The organism is Ruegeria sp. O5 (assembly GCF_056535105.1).
Map to the genome: position 1 here is coordinate 68,427 of NZ_JBQERN010000011.1, position 15,361 is coordinate 83,787.

Annotated in this window: 18 protein-coding genes; 14 read left to right on the forward strand and 4 right to left on the reverse strand. The window is 55.6% G+C overall.

What is annotated here, in order from left to right; all coding sequences use genetic code 11:
• The first annotated feature begins 21 nt into the window (after nt 1-21).
• Nucleotides 22-1,443 (forward strand): acylating sulfoacetaldehyde dehydrogenase, encoded by a 1,422-nt coding sequence (gene sauS, locus ACR0M3_RS14175; protein ID WP_480899706.1) that lies wholly within the window; start codon nt 22-24, stop codon nt 1,441-1,443.
• On the forward strand, nt 1,440-2,951 hold the full coding sequence (locus ACR0M3_RS14180; protein WP_480773821.1) for a class I adenylate-forming enzyme family protein: 1,512 nt from the start codon (nt 1,440-1,442) through the stop codon (nt 2,949-2,951). Before sauS ends, ACR0M3_RS14180 begins: the two co-directional genes overlap by 4 nt.
• Nucleotides 2,952-3,146: 195 nt before the next feature.
• Here ACR0M3_RS14180 and ACR0M3_RS14185 read toward each other — a convergent pair whose 3' ends face one another.
• The gene (locus tag ACR0M3_RS14185; RefSeq protein ID WP_480539211.1) at nt 3,147-3,311 is read right to left on the reverse strand and encodes a hypothetical protein; all 165 of its coding nucleotides are present in this window, start codon (nt 3,309-3,311) and stop codon (nt 3,147-3,149) included.
• Between the two features lie 80 nt (nt 3,312-3,391).
• Here ACR0M3_RS14185 and ACR0M3_RS14190 point away from each other — a divergent pair, with 80 nt between their 5' ends.
• From ACR0M3_RS14190 to ACR0M3_RS14215, 6 genes are all read left to right on the forward strand, one after another.
• The gene (locus ACR0M3_RS14190; RefSeq protein ID WP_480773819.1) at nt 3,392-3,640 is read left to right on the forward strand and encodes a hypothetical protein; all 249 of its coding nucleotides are present in this window, start codon (nt 3,392-3,394) and stop codon (nt 3,638-3,640) included.
• 14 nt (nt 3,641-3,654) lie between these two features.
• Nucleotides 3,655-3,957, forward strand: a complete 303-nt coding sequence (locus tag ACR0M3_RS14195; RefSeq protein WP_480773818.1) for a hypothetical protein — start codon at nt 3,655-3,657, stop codon at nt 3,955-3,957.
• Nucleotides 3,958-4,196: 239 nt separating this feature from the next.
• A complete protein-coding gene (locus tag ACR0M3_RS14200) occupies nt 4,197-5,825 on the forward strand; it encodes a peptide ABC transporter substrate-binding protein (RefSeq protein ID WP_480623655.1) in 1,629 nt (542 codons plus the stop codon).
• A 66-nt stretch (nt 5,826-5,891) separates the two neighbouring features.
• Entirely contained in the window at nt 5,892-6,815 is a 924-nt protein-coding gene (gene oppB, locus ACR0M3_RS14205) for an oligopeptide ABC transporter permease OppB (protein WP_209507493.1), read from the forward strand.
• 10 nt (nt 6,816-6,825) lie between these two features.
• The gene (locus ACR0M3_RS14210) at nt 6,826-7,755 is read left to right on the forward strand and encodes an ABC transporter permease subunit (RefSeq protein ID WP_480478073.1); all 930 of its coding nucleotides are present in this window, start codon (nt 6,826-6,828) and stop codon (nt 7,753-7,755) included.
• A gap of 1 nt (nt 7,756) precedes the next feature.
• Nucleotides 7,757-9,562, forward strand: coding sequence for an ABC transporter ATP-binding protein (locus ACR0M3_RS14215; RefSeq protein WP_480911391.1), 1,806 nt, complete (start codon nt 7,757-7,759; stop codon nt 9,560-9,562).
• A 92-nt stretch (nt 9,563-9,654) separates the two neighbouring features.
• On the opposite strand, the gene ACR0M3_RS14220 is transcribed toward ACR0M3_RS14215, so the two are convergent.
• Genes ACR0M3_RS14220 through ACR0M3_RS14230 form a run of 3 tightly spaced genes read right to left on the reverse strand, consistent with a single transcriptional unit; the run spans nt 9,655 to nt 11,542 of the window.
• The gene (locus tag ACR0M3_RS14220) at nt 9,655-10,716 is read right to left on the reverse strand and encodes a YeeE/YedE family protein (RefSeq protein WP_480911392.1); all 1,062 of its coding nucleotides are present in this window, start codon (nt 10,714-10,716) and stop codon (nt 9,655-9,657) included.
• 42 nt (nt 10,717-10,758) lie between these two features.
• Nucleotides 10,759-11,115, reverse strand: a complete 357-nt coding sequence (locus ACR0M3_RS14225) for an ArsR/SmtB family transcription factor (protein ID WP_209507497.1) — start codon at nt 11,113-11,115, stop codon at nt 10,759-10,761.
• A 52-nt stretch (nt 11,116-11,167) separates the two neighbouring features.
• Entirely contained in the window at nt 11,168-11,542 is a 375-nt protein-coding gene (locus ACR0M3_RS14230) for a hypothetical protein (RefSeq protein WP_480911394.1), read from the reverse strand.
• 80 nt (nt 11,543-11,622) lie between these two features.
• Here ACR0M3_RS14230 and ACR0M3_RS14235 point away from each other — a divergent pair, with 80 nt between their 5' ends.
• The 6 genes from ACR0M3_RS14235 to soxA all read left to right on the forward strand — a co-directional run bounded on the left by ACR0M3_RS14235 (nt 11,623) and on the right by soxA (nt 15,307).
• Entirely contained in the window at nt 11,623-12,363 is a 741-nt protein-coding gene (locus ACR0M3_RS14235) for a cytochrome c biogenesis CcdA family protein (protein ID WP_267366182.1), read from the forward strand.
• 14 nt (nt 12,364-12,377) lie between these two features.
• Nucleotides 12,378-12,956 carry a thioredoxin family protein gene (locus ACR0M3_RS14240; RefSeq protein ID WP_480911395.1) on the forward strand — a complete coding sequence of 193 codons (579 nt, stop codon included), beginning with the start codon at nt 12,378-12,380 and terminating at the stop codon, nt 12,954-12,956.
• Nucleotides 12,957-13,087: 131 nt separating this feature from the next.
• Complete coding sequence (gene soxX / locus ACR0M3_RS14245) at nt 13,088-13,564, forward strand: sulfur oxidation c-type cytochrome SoxX (protein ID WP_267366181.1); 477 nt, start codon at nt 13,088-13,090, stop codon at nt 13,562-13,564.
• Nucleotides 13,565-13,610: 46 nt separating this feature from the next.
• The gene (gene soxY / locus ACR0M3_RS14250; protein WP_209507502.1) at nt 13,611-14,027 is read left to right on the forward strand and encodes a thiosulfate oxidation carrier protein SoxY; all 417 of its coding nucleotides are present in this window, start codon (nt 13,611-13,613) and stop codon (nt 14,025-14,027) included.
• A 34-nt stretch (nt 14,028-14,061) separates the two neighbouring features.
• Entirely contained in the window at nt 14,062-14,391 is a 330-nt protein-coding gene (gene soxZ / locus ACR0M3_RS14255; protein WP_209507503.1) for a thiosulfate oxidation carrier complex protein SoxZ, read from the forward strand.
• 70 nt (nt 14,392-14,461) lie between these two features.
• The gene (gene soxA / locus ACR0M3_RS14260; protein WP_209507504.1) at nt 14,462-15,307 is read left to right on the forward strand and encodes a sulfur oxidation c-type cytochrome SoxA; all 846 of its coding nucleotides are present in this window, start codon (nt 14,462-14,464) and stop codon (nt 15,305-15,307) included.
• Nucleotides 15,308-15,361 lie beyond the last annotated feature (54 nt).

Sequence of the window (15,361 nt, forward strand, 5' to 3'; positions counted from 1 at the left end):
ATCAAACAATCGAGGACCGAGATGAACGCTCAGGAAGGGGTTTCCCCCCAGATCGACGAAGTTGATCGCATAGTAGCGCATGCGCGCAAGGCCCAAGCGACCTTTGAAGAAAGCGGCAGTCAGGCGCTGTACGACAAGGCGGCGCTGGCGGCGGGATGGGCAATCATGGAGCCAACACGCAATCGGGCACTGGCCGAAATCGCTGTTGCGACCACCGGTCTGGGTAATGTTCCGGACAAGATTACAAAGAACCACCGCAAGACTCTGGGCTTGTTGCGCGATATCGCTGACGTGAAAACCCACGGCATCATTAGCGACAATCCAGCAACCGGCATGACCGAGATTGCACGCCCAATCGGTGTAATCGGTGCTGTGGTTCCATCGACCAACCCCGCTGCGACGCCGGCGAACAATATCATCAATGCGCTCAAAGGAGGCAACTCCATCGTGGTGGCACCATCCCCCAAAGGAGTCGCTTCCTGCGAGATGCTGATCGCTTTTATCCATTCAGAGTTTGACAAGCTCGGCCTCGATCGCGATCTGGTCCAGATGATCCCTGCGCCCGGATCCAAGGCCAAGACACAAAGGTTGATGGAAGCCGTAGATCGCGTGATCTGTACCGGCAGTCAGAACAACGTCCAACGCGCACAATCCTGTGGAACGCCAGCAGTGGCGGTTGGTGCGGGCAATGTGACGGTGATTGTGGACGAAACCGCAGATCTGGCCGCAGCTGCTTTCAGGATCACGGCATCGAAATGCTTCGACAACGCGACGTCCTGCTCGTCTGAAAATGCGCTGGTTGTTGTAGATGCGGTCTATGACGCCTTTGTCGCCGCGATCGCCGTTGAAGGCGGTGCCTTGGTACCATCTTCCGAGGCTGGAAACATCATCGCACGGCTGTGGCCCGATGGGCATCTCAACCGATCTGTAATCGCGCAGGACGCTGGCAAGATGCTTGAAGCACTGGATATGGCGGATAAGGTCCCCGAAGGGACCAAGTTCCTAGCCGTGGAAACTGACGGAATTGGCCCGGATCATCCTTTGTCGGGGGAAAAGCTCAGCCGGGTTCTGGCGCTTTATCGAGCGGCAAATTTTGAAGAAGCCAAGGTAATCGCGGCTCGTATTCTGGAACACCAGGGCGCGGGGCATTCTGTCGGAATCCATACCAGCGACGACGCGCGCGCGGTTGGGTTGGGTCGTGACCTGCCCACCTGCCGGGTCATTGTAAACCAGGCGCATACCTTTGCCACTGGTGGCAGCTTCACCAACTGCATGCCCTTTTCGCTGTCAATGGGCTGCGGCAGTTGGGGAGGCAATTCCATCGACACCAATCTGCATTGGCGGCATTTCGTACAAACGACAAAGATCATCCGTGAAACGCCGCCGCGCGAGCCCGAATTGGAAGCGATATTTGGCGGCTATTGGTCGGAGGCGGGGCAATGATCGAACCACCCAAGGGAACCGTCCGGGACTGGCTTGACCGTCGGGCAAGCCGCGGGGGAACCGGGTTCGTTTTCCCGGACGGGGCGCGGGACCTGAATTGGGGTGAATTGCGTGACTCAGCTCGCCGCATCGCAAGCATGTTGACCGAACGGGGTGTGGCGAAGGGAGAAAGCGTCGCCATCCTCTACCCCAATTGCCGGGAAGCGCTTGAGGTCCTTTTTGGCGTTCTCTATGGCGGATTTCGGGCCACGATGATCAATCTTGTCGCGGGTGACAGCGCCGTTGCCTATGCGCTGGAACACAGCGGCGCGTGCTATGGATTTGTACATTCCGATCAAACGGACCTGTTCAGGCGAACGGCCAATCCTGCGAGAATCAAACAGTTGAAGGTGGCAGATGCCGTTGAGTCCGGCAGCAACCTGCATAGCCTCTCGCCTCATAGCCACGCTTTGTTGATGTATACATCCGGAACAACCGGTCGCCCCAAGGGGGTGGTCCACACACATTCCAGCCTGTTGGCAGGGGGTTGGACGACCAAAATTGCCCATGAATTGTCCGAGGCTGATCGCGGGTTTTGCGTCTTGCCGATCTATCATATTAACGGGCTCTGCGTGACGGTGATGGGAACACTGGTCTCAGGCGGATCGTTGGCCATGTGCGAACGATTTTCTTCCAGCAAATTCTGGGACAATCTTGGAAAGGCCGAGGCAACGTGGTTCTCGGTCGTTCCGACCATTATCTCGCATCTGCTGCACTCTGAGACTAGTCCGGATGCGCAAACCCGGCAACGCGTGCGTTTCGGGCGCTCTGCGTCGTCAGCCTTGGCGCCGGACGTGCAGCGTGGCTTTGAGGATCGTTTCGAAATCCCAATCGTGGAAACCATGGGCTTGACGGAAACTGCCGCTCAGATTCTGTCAAACCCGCTGCCCCCCGGCGTTCGGAAGATTGGTTCACCCGGCATTGCATATGGAAATGAGGTTGCAATTCTGGACGCGGAATTTCGGCCTGTACCTACCGGAACAGAAGGTGAGTTGGTCATACGCGGTCCGAATGTGATGCTGGAGTACCTCAATGACCCGGATGCTACTGCGGGCACATTTACTTCGGATGGCTGGTTGCTGACCGGAGATCTCGCCCGCATGGATCAGGACGGGTATGTTTATGTGACCGGTCGATTGAAAGAACTGATCATTAAGGGAGGGGAGAATATAGCCCCTCGTGAGATTGACGAGGCACTTTATTCACACCCCGACGTTGTTGAAGCTGCGGCCTTTGCCCGCCCTTGCAAAAGCTACGGTGAAACCGTCGAGGCAGCGGTAAAAATTCGAGAAGGTTCTGAATTGACGCCGCAAGCTTTGTCAAAGATCTGTGAGTCCCAGCTAGGCCGTTTCAAGTCTCCTGACAAAGTTCACATTCTGATTGATCTTCCAAAGGGCCCGTCGGGAAAGATCCAGAGAAACAGGATCCTACAAATCGTTAGCGAGGAGGCGAGCGACTTGAAGATGTAGATGGCAATGCCGGTCCGACTCTACCTGAAAAATAAATGCCAAAACAAAAGCGGGAATAGCCACAAAGGCAATTACCGACGCCAGCTTCAGCAGTGCCGAAAGCCTTTCAATCGTCATGATAAGCGTGTTTCCATCAACGGTTCTAGGCACCCGTTGTGGCAGGTGCCTGAACGCCTCTCCTCTTTCAGAGCGATCTTACTCAACCGCCACCGTCACCGAGATTACCTTGCAGGTAAAACGCAAAGCTGCTTCGGTGCCGTTCGCTTTGGCCATCGGTGTGGAAAGGTCGAAGCCAACGTCTGCTGTATCGTCCGCCGAAAAGATGATGGCCTGCGTCTGGTCGGTCCTGCCCTGTGCCACCTGCATCTCGTCAACAAAGAGGGTGCCGTCCCACCTTTGCCAGGGCTTCCACCGTCATAATCGAAATCGAGGACGATTTCATGAGTACCTTCGGTCACAGGTTCGGACGCCGAAACGGTAAATATCTCGATCCCCAACCAGTTGTAGGCATAGGCTGGAACGCCATTTTCAACATAAAACGACCAGCCGCCAAAGCGGCCCGCTTGTGCGATAATAGCTCGGTGGTCTTCGTTAGAAGGTTCTTCGATATGTTCTGCAATGCGTTTGGAGAGGTGCTGGATATTCGGGGTCATGCCGGTCATGCCACTGCAATCGCCGAAGCTGCATGACGACGGAAAGGCCCATGCGATCACCCGAACTACTCGGCGCGCTCAACTCTGTGCAACAGAGCCTGACAAAGCTCAGTGATCTGACCCGTGGTATTCTGAACCGTGTGATACATGTAATGGACCACAGGCTTGCTGAAATGACGTCACTGATTCGCGTATTTTTTGGTTTGTCCGAGGCCAGAATGCAGTCGCCATTCGGGCACGAAGGATTGTTCGGATTTCGCGTGGCTTCACGAAAATGTCACGAAGACCGAGCTGATCCTCAGAAAATTGCCAGCGATAGGTCGTTGGAGATATTTCTGCTTGTGGTTGCCTAAAATTTCATCAAGGCTTTATCCCAGAGCCAAAAGATGTCACGGTTCAACGCAGTGAAAGACAACTTTCGCAACTTCTTTACCGACAGAAACCAAGAAAGCTGCGACGCAGTGTTCCTTGCGAATTGGCAAAACCAAAATCGAAATGGACGAAGTCCCAGCGGGCGTCGGTCTAATCCGGCTGCTGCGTGCGACCCCGATCAAGTGGGGCCGCGCGGCGACGAACATATGGGAGAGAAATCATGAACAGATACATTCGGAACTCAGTGGCGGGGCTTTTGTCGTCGACCATGATCACAGGTGCCGCGTTTGCCGCTGGCACGCATCCTGAAACCGGCGAAGCGCTGGCGGACGATCAAACCTTTACCTACCGTATTCTGGACGAGCACAGCTCGGTCGATCCGCAGGTTGTCGAAGACGTTTCCGGTGCTGAAATTGTACGTGACCTGTTTGAAGGGCTGATGAACCAGGATGAGGATGGCAATCTGGTTCCGGGCGTCGCCACAGGCTACACCGTCGATGACAGCAAGAAAGTCTATACCTTCACACTTCGCGACAATGCTAAATGGTCGAATGGCGACCCGGTAACCGCCGGAGATTTCGTTTTCGCATGGAAACGCGCGGTTGATCCGGCGCTGTCCTCTCCTTACGCGTGGTTCATGGAGCTGATGTCGATCGAAAACGCATCAGCGATCATCGCAGGCGAAAAGCCGGTTGATGATCTGGGTGTCAAAGCCATCGATGACACGACCCTGGAAGTCACGCTGAGCGCGCCGCTGCCGTATTTCCCGCAGATGACAACGCATTCGACGACCTTCCCGGCACCTCAGAAGGTGATCGCGGAATTTGGCGATGAATGGACCAAGCCCGGAAACATCGTGTCGAATGGCGCGTATGTTCTGACCGAGCACCTGCCGCAGGAACGTTCAGTCCGTGAGCGTAACGAGATGTACTGGGACAATGACAACACCATCATCGACAAGGTTGTGGCACTGGTCATCAATGACGAAAACGTAGCCCTGACCCGCTATCTGGCCGGTGAACTGGACCGGACCGAAGTTCCCGCCGGTCAATTCCCGCGTCTGCAGGAAGAGCATCCGGGCGAGGCTATCAGCTTCCCGCGCCTGTGCAACTACTACTACACGTTTAACGTGTCGGACAGCGGCCCTGAAGAATTCAAGGATCCCAAAGTTCGTCAGGCCCTGTCGCTAGCCGTTGACCGGGACATCATCACCAAGAATATCAAGGCCGGTGGCGAGCCGCCCGCGTATACATTCGTGCCAGAAGCAACCGCAGGTTTTACTGTCCCGGTCGTTGAAATGGCATCGATGAGCCAGGCCGAGCGCGATGAGCTGGCCAAGGAACTGCTGGCCGAGGCCGGCTTTGGCGCGGATAACCCTCTGACCTTCTCGATGGTCTACAACACATCGGAAGCGCACAAGAAAGTTGCCGTCGCGCTGAGCCAGATGTGGAAGCAAAAACTGGGCGCCAATGTTGAACTGGCCAACATGGAATGGAAAGTCTTCCTGGAAGAGCGGGGCAACCAGAACTTTGATCTGGCCCGCGGCGCGTGGTGCGGCGACTATAACGAAGCCTCGACTTTCCTTGATCTGTTGCAGTCGGATTCGGGCTACAACGACGGCAAGTATAACAATGCCCGCGTGGACGAGTTGCTGGCCGAAGCCAAAACTTCGGACGATCCGGCACCGCTGTACACCGAGGTCGAGCGTATTATCGCTCAGGAAACCCCCGTTATCCCGATCTATCACTATGCTGGTGTCTACATGATGGATAGCGATGTCGGAAACTGGCCGGTCAAAAACGTAGAGCAAAACTGGTACTCCAAGAACCTCTACAAAATCGCCGAGTAATCATCTTCTGACCATGACCTGCCCCGAAGTTTTCTTCGGGGCAGCGCCATCTATTGGGGGCATTGAATGCTTGCCTATGTCATTCGGCGGGTGCTGACCGCCATACCGACGATTCTGCTGCTGATCGTCGCCTGTTTCTTTTTGATGCACTATGCGCCCGGTGGGCCCTTTACCTCGGAACGGACATTGCCGCCGCAGGTTCTGGCCAATATCGAGGCGCGGTACGGTCTGGACCAGCCGTTGTGGAAGCAACTCTGGGATTATCTGTACAATATCGTTGTGCATTTCGACTTTGGCCCGTCCTTCAAGTTCAAGGACCGCGATGTGAACGACATCATCGCGCAGGGCTTTCCGATCTCACTGACCTATGGGTCGCTGTCCTTTCTGGTCGCTACTGTGGTGGGCATCGGACTGGGGATTGCCGCCGCAATCCGGCACAACAGCTGGATCGACTACTTTGCGGTTGGGCTGGGGATTGCAGCGCAGGCGCTGCCCAACTTCATCATGGGTCCGATCCTGATCCTGACCTTCACCCTGTGGCTGGGATGGTTGCCCGGCGGTGGGTGGAATGGTGGTCAGTGGCCCTATCTGATCATGCCGGTTATTGCCCTTGCGACATCTTACATGGGGTCGATTGCGCGGATCACCCGGTCTTCAATGCTGGAGGTTCTGAATTCGAACTTCATCAGAACCGCCCGTGCCAAGGGCCTGCCGACTAGAACCGTGATCTGGCGCCATGCGATGAAGCCGACATTGCTGCCGGTCGTATCTTATCTGGGGCCGGTGTTTGTGTATGTGCTGACCGGATCCGTCTTTGTTGACATCTACTTCTCGACCGGTGGTCTGGGGCAGGCTTATGTCGGCTCGGCCTTGTCACGCGACTATGCTGTGCTGCTTGGGGTTACGATCCTCTATGGCGTTCTGACCGTTCTGGTAAACCTGCTGACCGATCTGGCCTATGCCTGGTTCGATCCGAAGATCCGCTATTGAGGGGCTGGATATGCTAGGAAAATCACAAAAAGCCGCGCATCTGGCCGAAGAAATCACCGATTATACAGCCGTTCAGGGGCGTTCGCTCTGGCAGGACGCGCGCATGCGCTTTGTACGAAACAAAGCAGCAATGGCCAGTGTGTTCATTTTGCTGCTTATCGTGTTGTTCACAATCCTTGGCCCGTATTTTGCGGTCTGGAGCAATGAAGAGATCGACTGGAATGTCATGGGCGATGTCCGGGGCATGGGAATGCCGTCGATGGAAACGGGTCACTATTTCGGTGTCGATGATCTGGGGCGCGATCTGTACAGCCGCGTCATTCAGGCTACCACGACGTCCCTGCTTGTGGGGTTGATCGGGGCGGCGACCGCTCTGATCGTTGGTACGTGTTATGGCATTACTGCCGGTTACTTTGGGGGTCGGACGGATGGCGCCATGATGCGTTTTGTCGACATCCTTCTGGCTATCCCGACAACTCTGATCATCATCCTTCTGCTGGTTGTTGCCGGGCGATCCTTCTTCACGCTTTTCATCGCACTGGGCGCGGTTGGATGGCTGACCATGTCACGTATCGTTCGCGGGCAGACGCTTGCCCTGAAGAACCGCGAATTCATCGAGGCTGCTCGCGCCGCGGGCGTCAGTGAATTTACGATCATGTATCGTCATATTTTGCCCAATCTGCTGGGTGTTGTGATCGTCTATGCCTCGCTTCTGGTGCCCGAGATGATCCTGACCGAAAGTTTCATCTCCTTTCTGGGCCTGGGGATTTCCGAACCCTACACGTCGCTGGGGAGGCTGATCGCAGAAGGGGCGGGAACCATGGGCTATGGAACGTTGTGGCAATTGATGTTCCCGCTGACATTCTATGTCGCCATCATCATCACGATGTTCTTCATCGGCGATGGTCTACGTGACGCTTTGGACCCGAAGGACCGCTGATATGAGTCTGTTTTCCGTAAAGAACCTGAGCGTCCGGTTTGACACCCCCGATGGTGTCGTTGAGGCGGTCAAGGATATCAGTTTTGATATTAATCCGGGCGAATGCCTTGGTATCGTTGGTGAAAGTGGATCCGGCAAAAGCCAGACTTTCATGGCCGCTATGGGTTTGTTGCCCTCTGCCGGACACGCCAGCGGGTCAGCCAAGCTGAACGGTCAGGAGATTTTGAACCTGCCGGTGAACAAGCTGAACCAGATCCGCGGCGACGATGTCGGCATGATCTTTCAGGATCCTCTGACTGCATTAACGCCACATCTGAAGATTGGGCAACAGATGCGTGAAGTGCTGCAGGTCCACGAGGGCCTGAAGGGGTCAGCCGCGCGCGCGCGCTGTCTGGAGTGGTTGGACAGGGTGCGCATTCCCGAAGCGGGCCGCCGTCTGGACCAGTTCCCGCACGAATTATCCGGTGGAATGCGACAGCGTGTGATGATTGCGATGTCGATGCTGTGCAGTCCCAAACTGCTTATTGCGGACGAGCCGACGACGGCGCTGGATGTTACGGTTCAGGCAGACATCCTTGATCTGATGGTTCATCTGCAAAAGGATGAAGGCACCGCAATTGCACTGATCACACATGACATGGGCGTCGTTGCGCGCATGTGCGACCGGGTTCAGGTCATGCGGATGGGTGAATTCGTCGAAGCCGGTGAAACACGCGCGCTGTTCCGAAATCCGCAACATGAATACACGCGGGCCCTGCTGGAGGCGATGCCCCGGATTGATTCCGGCGACGCACCGCGCGCTTTGGAAAAGGCCGAAGAACCCCTTCTCAAGGTTGATGATGTCAAGGTTCATTTCCCCATTCATGTCTCTGGCGGGTTGTTCGGGCGCAAGGTTCCGCTGAAAGCTGTCGACGGTGTCAGCTTTGATATTCGCAAGAGCGAAACTCTGGGTGTCGTGGGCGAATCCGGTTGTGGAAAATCGACGCTGGCGCGCGCGGTCTTGCAACTGATCGAACCCAGCGCGGGCGGCGTCAGCTGGTTGGGCCATCCGATCGTCGGCTTGAAGCGATCCGAGCTGAACAAATACCGCAAGGACCTGCAGATCGTGTTCCAAGACCCGTTGGCCAGTCTTGATCCACGCATGACCATTTCAGCGTCGATTGCTGAGCCGCTGAAAACCTACCGCCCCGATCTGACGGACCGGGAACGCAAACAGATGGTCGCCGAGATGATGGAGCGGGTTGGTCTACAGGCCAACATGATCAACCGTTACCCGCACGAGCTGTCCGGAGGGCAGAACCAGCGCGTCGGCATTGCGCGGGCGATGATCAACAAGCCCAGGCTGATTATCTGCGACGAGGCGGTTTCAGCGCTCGACGTTTCCATTCAGGCGCAGATTGTCGAGCTGCTAAAGGAACTTCAGCAGGAATTTGGCCTGTCGATGATTTTCATCAGCCATGACTTGTCGGTTGTGCGTGCGGTATCGAACCGGATCATGGTTCTGTATCTCGGGCGAATTGTGGAAATGGGTGACGGTGAGGTGATCTGCTCGGAACCGATCCACCCTTATACTCAATCGCTGATTTCGGCCGTGCCGATACCGGACCCGGATGTAGAGCGGACGCGGCAGCGCCTCAAACTGCCGGGTGAGCTGCCATCGCCGCTGGATCCCAAAGCCGCGTTGCGTTTCTTGCCCAGTCGGCTGGTCAACGGTCGCAGTGATTATGTTCCAAAGCTGCAGGAGGTCGCACCAGACCATTTTGTAGCGGAACACGACACACTGGATTCCATCATGGCCAATGGCTGAGAGAAGGGTCTGCTGCAGGTTTTCGGTGCTTGAAGCATGCGCCGAAAACCTGCGCAGGGACTGTACGAAGAAACCGTAGCGTGTGGTGGGGCTTAACGCTCGGGAATGAAAGACAATCCTGACACAAGCTGTCGCAGGCCAAGAGCTGCTCCGGCAAAGATCGCCGCAAAGGTTATAGGCGCGCTATAGGCCAGCAGAGAAAAAGCGGAGATGCCTTGCCCGACGCTGCACCCAACCGCAATTATTGCTCCGGGTCCCATAATTGCCGCTCCCAGCATCTGCCGCTTAAGTTCACGTGGATCTTCGCAGGCTTCCCAGCGGAAATGACCTTTTGACCATGACCCGAGGAAAGCCCCAATCAGAACCCCTGAAACCGAACCGACCGCAAACGAGAGCGTGTTGCCTGAGGCGGTCATGAGATAGAACACGGTATCACCCAAAGGCGCGGCAAACGTGTGTGTTTGCAAGGTCTCACCTTCAAACCCGTGTGTGGCCACCCAATTGGTGCCAAGCCAGCCTGAAACGACTGCCAATCCGACCGCCGCACCCCAAAAAACCTGCGCAGGTGATTTGCGAAACCGATCATTTGTCAGGGCAAATACTACTATGGCAGAGCCGACAAGCGTTCCTGTAACCCATGCCGGTATCGACGTCAGCCGTTCGGCAAGGAAGCTGACGCTTTGAGGATTACCGAGATCCATGGCTTCGGGGAAAAGCCAGATCCTGACATAGGCCAGAGGGCCGGACATGACCATATATGCGGAAAGGCCCACGATCAGGACAATGACGAATGACCGAAGGTCGCCGCCGCCAAGGCGTGCAAGCGCGCCATAGCCGCAGTTTCCGCTGATGGCCATGCCATATCCGAACATTAATCCGCCAATGACCGATCCGATCGGATTCCATGTCTGCGCAATATAGGTCGTGCTGAGCGGATCAATCCACCCTAACGCTATGCCCAAATGGCTGCCGACAATCGCAACACCTATCGCAACGGCCCACATACGCAGGCGCCGGTCGTCATTTGCATAAAGATAATCTTCAATCGCACCCAAGGTGCAGAACCGCCCAATGCGCGCGGCAAGACCAAGTACAATGCCGCCAACCAGACCGATCAGCGCAACTGTATTGGCGTCTCCCAGAAGTTCGAACATGGCCAGTCTCCTCCCAAAGCTGGCGGTGTTTCTCGCGGGCTTCTATTTGTCCCGACAGAAAAGATTGTAGACGACTTCCAGGATCTGAGTCGACCGGTCGTCCGCCAATCTGTAGTAGATCGTTTTGCCTTCCCGCCGTGTCTTGACCAGCCCTTCAAAGCGCAAGCGGGACAATTGTTGGGAAACGGCAGCCTGTCTGGCCGACAACATTTCCTCCATCTGCGTGACGGATTTTTCCCCTGATGACAAATAGCACAGAATCATCAGCCGCCCCTCATGGCTGATCGCCTTGAGGAAATTGGACGCCGTCTGGGCGTTATCCATCATCCTGTCCAAGTCCTCGTTGCACATGTCCTTGGTGAACACGGGCAGTTTCGACGGTTTGTCCAACAAGATCATCTCGCTTTCGTGGCTTCACGTATTCAAAACAGTATATGTAAATCCCGAGGATTTAACCAGAGCTCTCGATCTTAACTCCGGCGTCACGTAGTAAAACACCCAATAGCCCCCAGAAAAAGTCTTCGCCAGGATAACCTTCGATCCGGCCGATTTCTTGACCGTCCTCCAGCAATACAAAGGTCGGCGTATAAAAAAGCGGCCGGTCCAGGGTAATCCCTTCGGGCGTGGTTGCGTGGATGTCCGTTCGTTGCAGTGGGGCAGCTTTTCCTTCCGCTGTCAGCGGGTAGATTTCGGAAATTTCGGCGTCCCAGCGGGCGCACCACATGCACCCGTCTTCTTCGGCCATCAGCAACACCATTTCAGCCCGAGACGCAGCAGGCCAGATCAGCAATGTGATGACGAGCAATGTATGTATTACGTGACGCATCAAAAGCTCCGATTGACCTGGGTGGTACATCTTTATTATTTTGAATGTGTGAATAGTAACCTGTCTGGACGGATTTGACCATGCTCGACATCACGTTTGCAGGGGCTCTGATCGCGGGGCTTTTGTCGTTCCTGTCCCCCTGCATTCTGCCCATTGTCCCTTTCTACCTCAGCTATCTTGCAGGCGTCGGGATGGAGCAGATTTCGGCCGGTTCGACGATCACCCCGGATGTTCGCCGCCGGGCGACCCTGTCAGCGATTGCTTTTGCTGCAGGGATCATCACGGTCTTCATGGCGCTTGGGGCCACGGCGTCGATCTTTGGTCAGCTGGTTCGCGCGTATTTCGACATTCTGCGATGGATCGCTGCGCTCATCATCATCGCGATGGGCCTGCATTTTCTGGGTCTTTTCCGCATCGGGTTCCTGTATCGACAGTTTCGTGCAGATATCGGCGAGACGACAAATGTAAGCGTGATCGGGGCATATGTTCTGGGGTTGGCTTTTGCCTTTGGCTGGACGCCTTGCGTCGGGCCGGTCCTGGCGGCGATCCTGTTCACAGCGGCCGGAACCGAGACCGCCTGGCGTGGTGCCGTGCTTTTGTTCGTCTATGGGGTTGGCATGACAGCGCCGTTTGTTCTGGCAGCCTTTCTGGTTCGGCCATTCATGCAATGGATGGCACGTTTCCGGAAACATCTGGGAATGATTGAAAAGGCGATGGGTGTCTTACTGATTCTTTTTGGCATCCTGATCGCGACCAATTCCATAAATCTAATCGCACAATGGATGCTGGATCACATGCCTTGGCTGGCGGCCATTGGCTAATTCGGGAGAACACCATGAAACGGATAGTATTGTTCTTGATTGCGGGGCTGTTTGCTGGGGCGGTTTCCGCGGCTGAACTGGGGGACGACGGTCTGCATAAAACGCCGTGGATGCGGGACACGTTCAAAGACCTTCGTGAAGACCTTGAAGAGGCGACGGGGGAAGGCAAGCGGTTGGTTCTGTTCATTGAACAACAGGGCTGCATCTACTGCAAAAAGATGCATGAAGAGGTTTTCCCCGAACCCGACCTGTCTGCGTATATCGAGGAAAACTTCTTCGTCGTTCAGCTGGACTTACACGGAAGTACGATGGCCGTCGATTTTGACGGAGAAGAAGCCGAGCAAAGATCACTGATGCGCAAATGGGGGATTCTGTTCACCCCTACTTTGGTTTTCCTGCCGGAGGACGTGTCAGAGGATGCCACAGCAATCGAAGCGGCCGTTGCGGTCATGCCCGGGGCGTTCTCGAAGGGAACGACCCTCGATCTTTTTACCTGGGTCAATGAAAAACGGTACGAGCTTGATAATGGGGAAGATTTTCAACGGTATCATGCGCGCCGCATTCAAGAACGAAACAATGTTTCGCAAGATTGACGCAGCGCAGTATAAATAAAAAAATTCATTAAGATGAATTTAATGTTGCGATGAACCCTGCCCGTCGACTACGGTACACAGAGGCTTTGGGTCGCAAAGCGCCATCGGCGCGGTAGCAAATGGGAGGGATCATGAAGCTGAGACACTTGACTTTGGCTTGTATCATAACAGGCAGTGCCGCCATCGCGGCAGAAACAGGACCAAAAGAGGTACAGTTCGACGATTATGGCGCGGTGGAGGCTTCATTGACCGGCGTGGCTGGCGATGCGGCAAACGGTGCGGTCATCGTGGGCGAGAAATCCAAGGGCAACTGTGTGGCCTGTCATCAGGTCACTGCTTTGGCGGATATTCCGTTCCATGGCGAAGTCGGTCCGCTGCTGGATGGGGCCGGGGACCGGTGGTCCGAGGCGGAGCTTCGAGGACTGGTCGCAAATGCCAAGATGACGTTTGACGGAACGGTCATGCCGGCCTTCTACAAGGATGACGGCTATATCCGCCCGGGCGACGCCTATACTGGCAAAGCTCCGTCAGGGCCTTTGACGTCAATCCTGACTGCACAGGAAATCGAGGACGTCGTCGCGTTCCTCGCAACCCTAAAAGAACAATAATCACGCTTTCAGGCGTGAATTCGTGAGGATCCAAAGGAGATTGAAAATGGAATTTTCTCGTCGCGAGACTCTGGCTCTTGGTCTGGGCGCTGCGGTCCTGACCCTGATGCCGTTCCGCGCAAATGCGGCTGCGGAAGACGCGATAGCCGCGTTTACTGGCGGTGCAGACATGGCCGACGGCGGTGTGACACTGACGGCGCCGGAAATTGCCGAGAACGGAAACACCGTTCCGATCGAAGTCAGCGCGCCGGGTGCGGCTGCGATCCTGATCGTAGCGGCCGGAAACCCCGAGCCCGGCGTTGCCACGTTCAACTTTGGCCCGCTGGCTGCTGCACAGGCGGCTTCGACCCGCATTCGTCTTGCAGGAACGCAAGATGTCATTGCTGTGGCCAAAATGGCTGATGGCAGCTTTGCCAAGGCCTCGGCAACCGTAAAAGTGACAATTGGCGGCTGCGGCGGCTGATCGCCACGCGCCCTGAAGAACAGGAGAACAACCAATGGCATCCGGTGTAAAACCCCGCGTCAAGGTTCCAAAAACAGCCGCTGCTGGCGAAGCAATCACGATCAAAACACTGATCAGCCACAATATGGAAAGTGGCCAGCGTAAGGATAAGGAAGGCAACGTCATTCCGCGCTCGATCATCAATCGGTTCACCTGCGAGTTTAACGGAGAGCTGGTGATAGACGTGACGATGGAGCCGGCGATTTCGACAAACCCGTACTTTCAGTTCGATGCAACCGTGCCTGAAGCCGGGGAATTCGTTTTCACGTGGTATGACGATGACGGGTCCGTTTACGACACAAAAAAACCGATCGAGATCGCCTGACGGCTCGACCGTAACGGCAGATCAGCGCCGGTGGTAAAAACCTGCGCTGATCACCCAAGGGAGGAACGCAATGAATAAAAAAGCACTCACGGCGATCGCGGCAGTTCTGGCTTTCCCGGTTTCAGTGGCAGCTGGACCTGACGAAGACAAGCTGGTGATCAACGAAGAACTGGAAATGGTTTCGGTGACCGAGGCCCCGGCCCATGTCGAGAACTTCGATACGATCTACTCGGGGTGGCATTTCAGGACCGATGAAACGCAGGCGTTGCAGATCGACGATTTCGACAACCCGGCTATGATCTTTGTCGACCAGGCCGCTGATCTTTATGAGGCTGTCGATGGCGCGGCTGGCAAAAGTTGCTCTTCGTGCCACGATGATGTGGAAAGCTTCAAAGGGCTGCAAGCGTCCATGCCGAAGGTCGATGCGGAAACCGGCAAGCTGGTTGTGATGGAAGATCTGATCAACAAGTGCCGTACGGAACGCATGGAAGCAGATGCGTGGAAATGGTCTGGTGCCGATATGCAGGGCATGGTCGCGCTGATTGCCTTTCAGTCACGAGGGCTGCCCATGAATGTCGCCATTGACGGCGATGCTGCCCCATATTGGGAGCAAGGCAAGGAAATGTACTACACCCGATATGGTCAGCTGGAGTTGAGCTGCGCCAACTGTCACGAAGACAATTGGGGCAACATGATCCGGGCCGACCATCTGAGCCAGGGGATGATCAACGGTTTCCCGACTTATCGTCTGAAGCAGGCCAAGCTGATCTCGCGTCACAACCGCTTCCGCGGCTGTATTCGTGATACACGCGCTGAAACCTTTGCTGAAGGTTCGGACGAATTCCGGGCGCTGGAGCTTTATGTAGCATCGCGCGGCAACGGCCTTTCGGTCGAAACGCCAGCCGTGCGTCAGTAACAAAGAACCCGCGCCGGGATTTCCGGGCGCGGGTTTTTCATTTCTGCCACATTC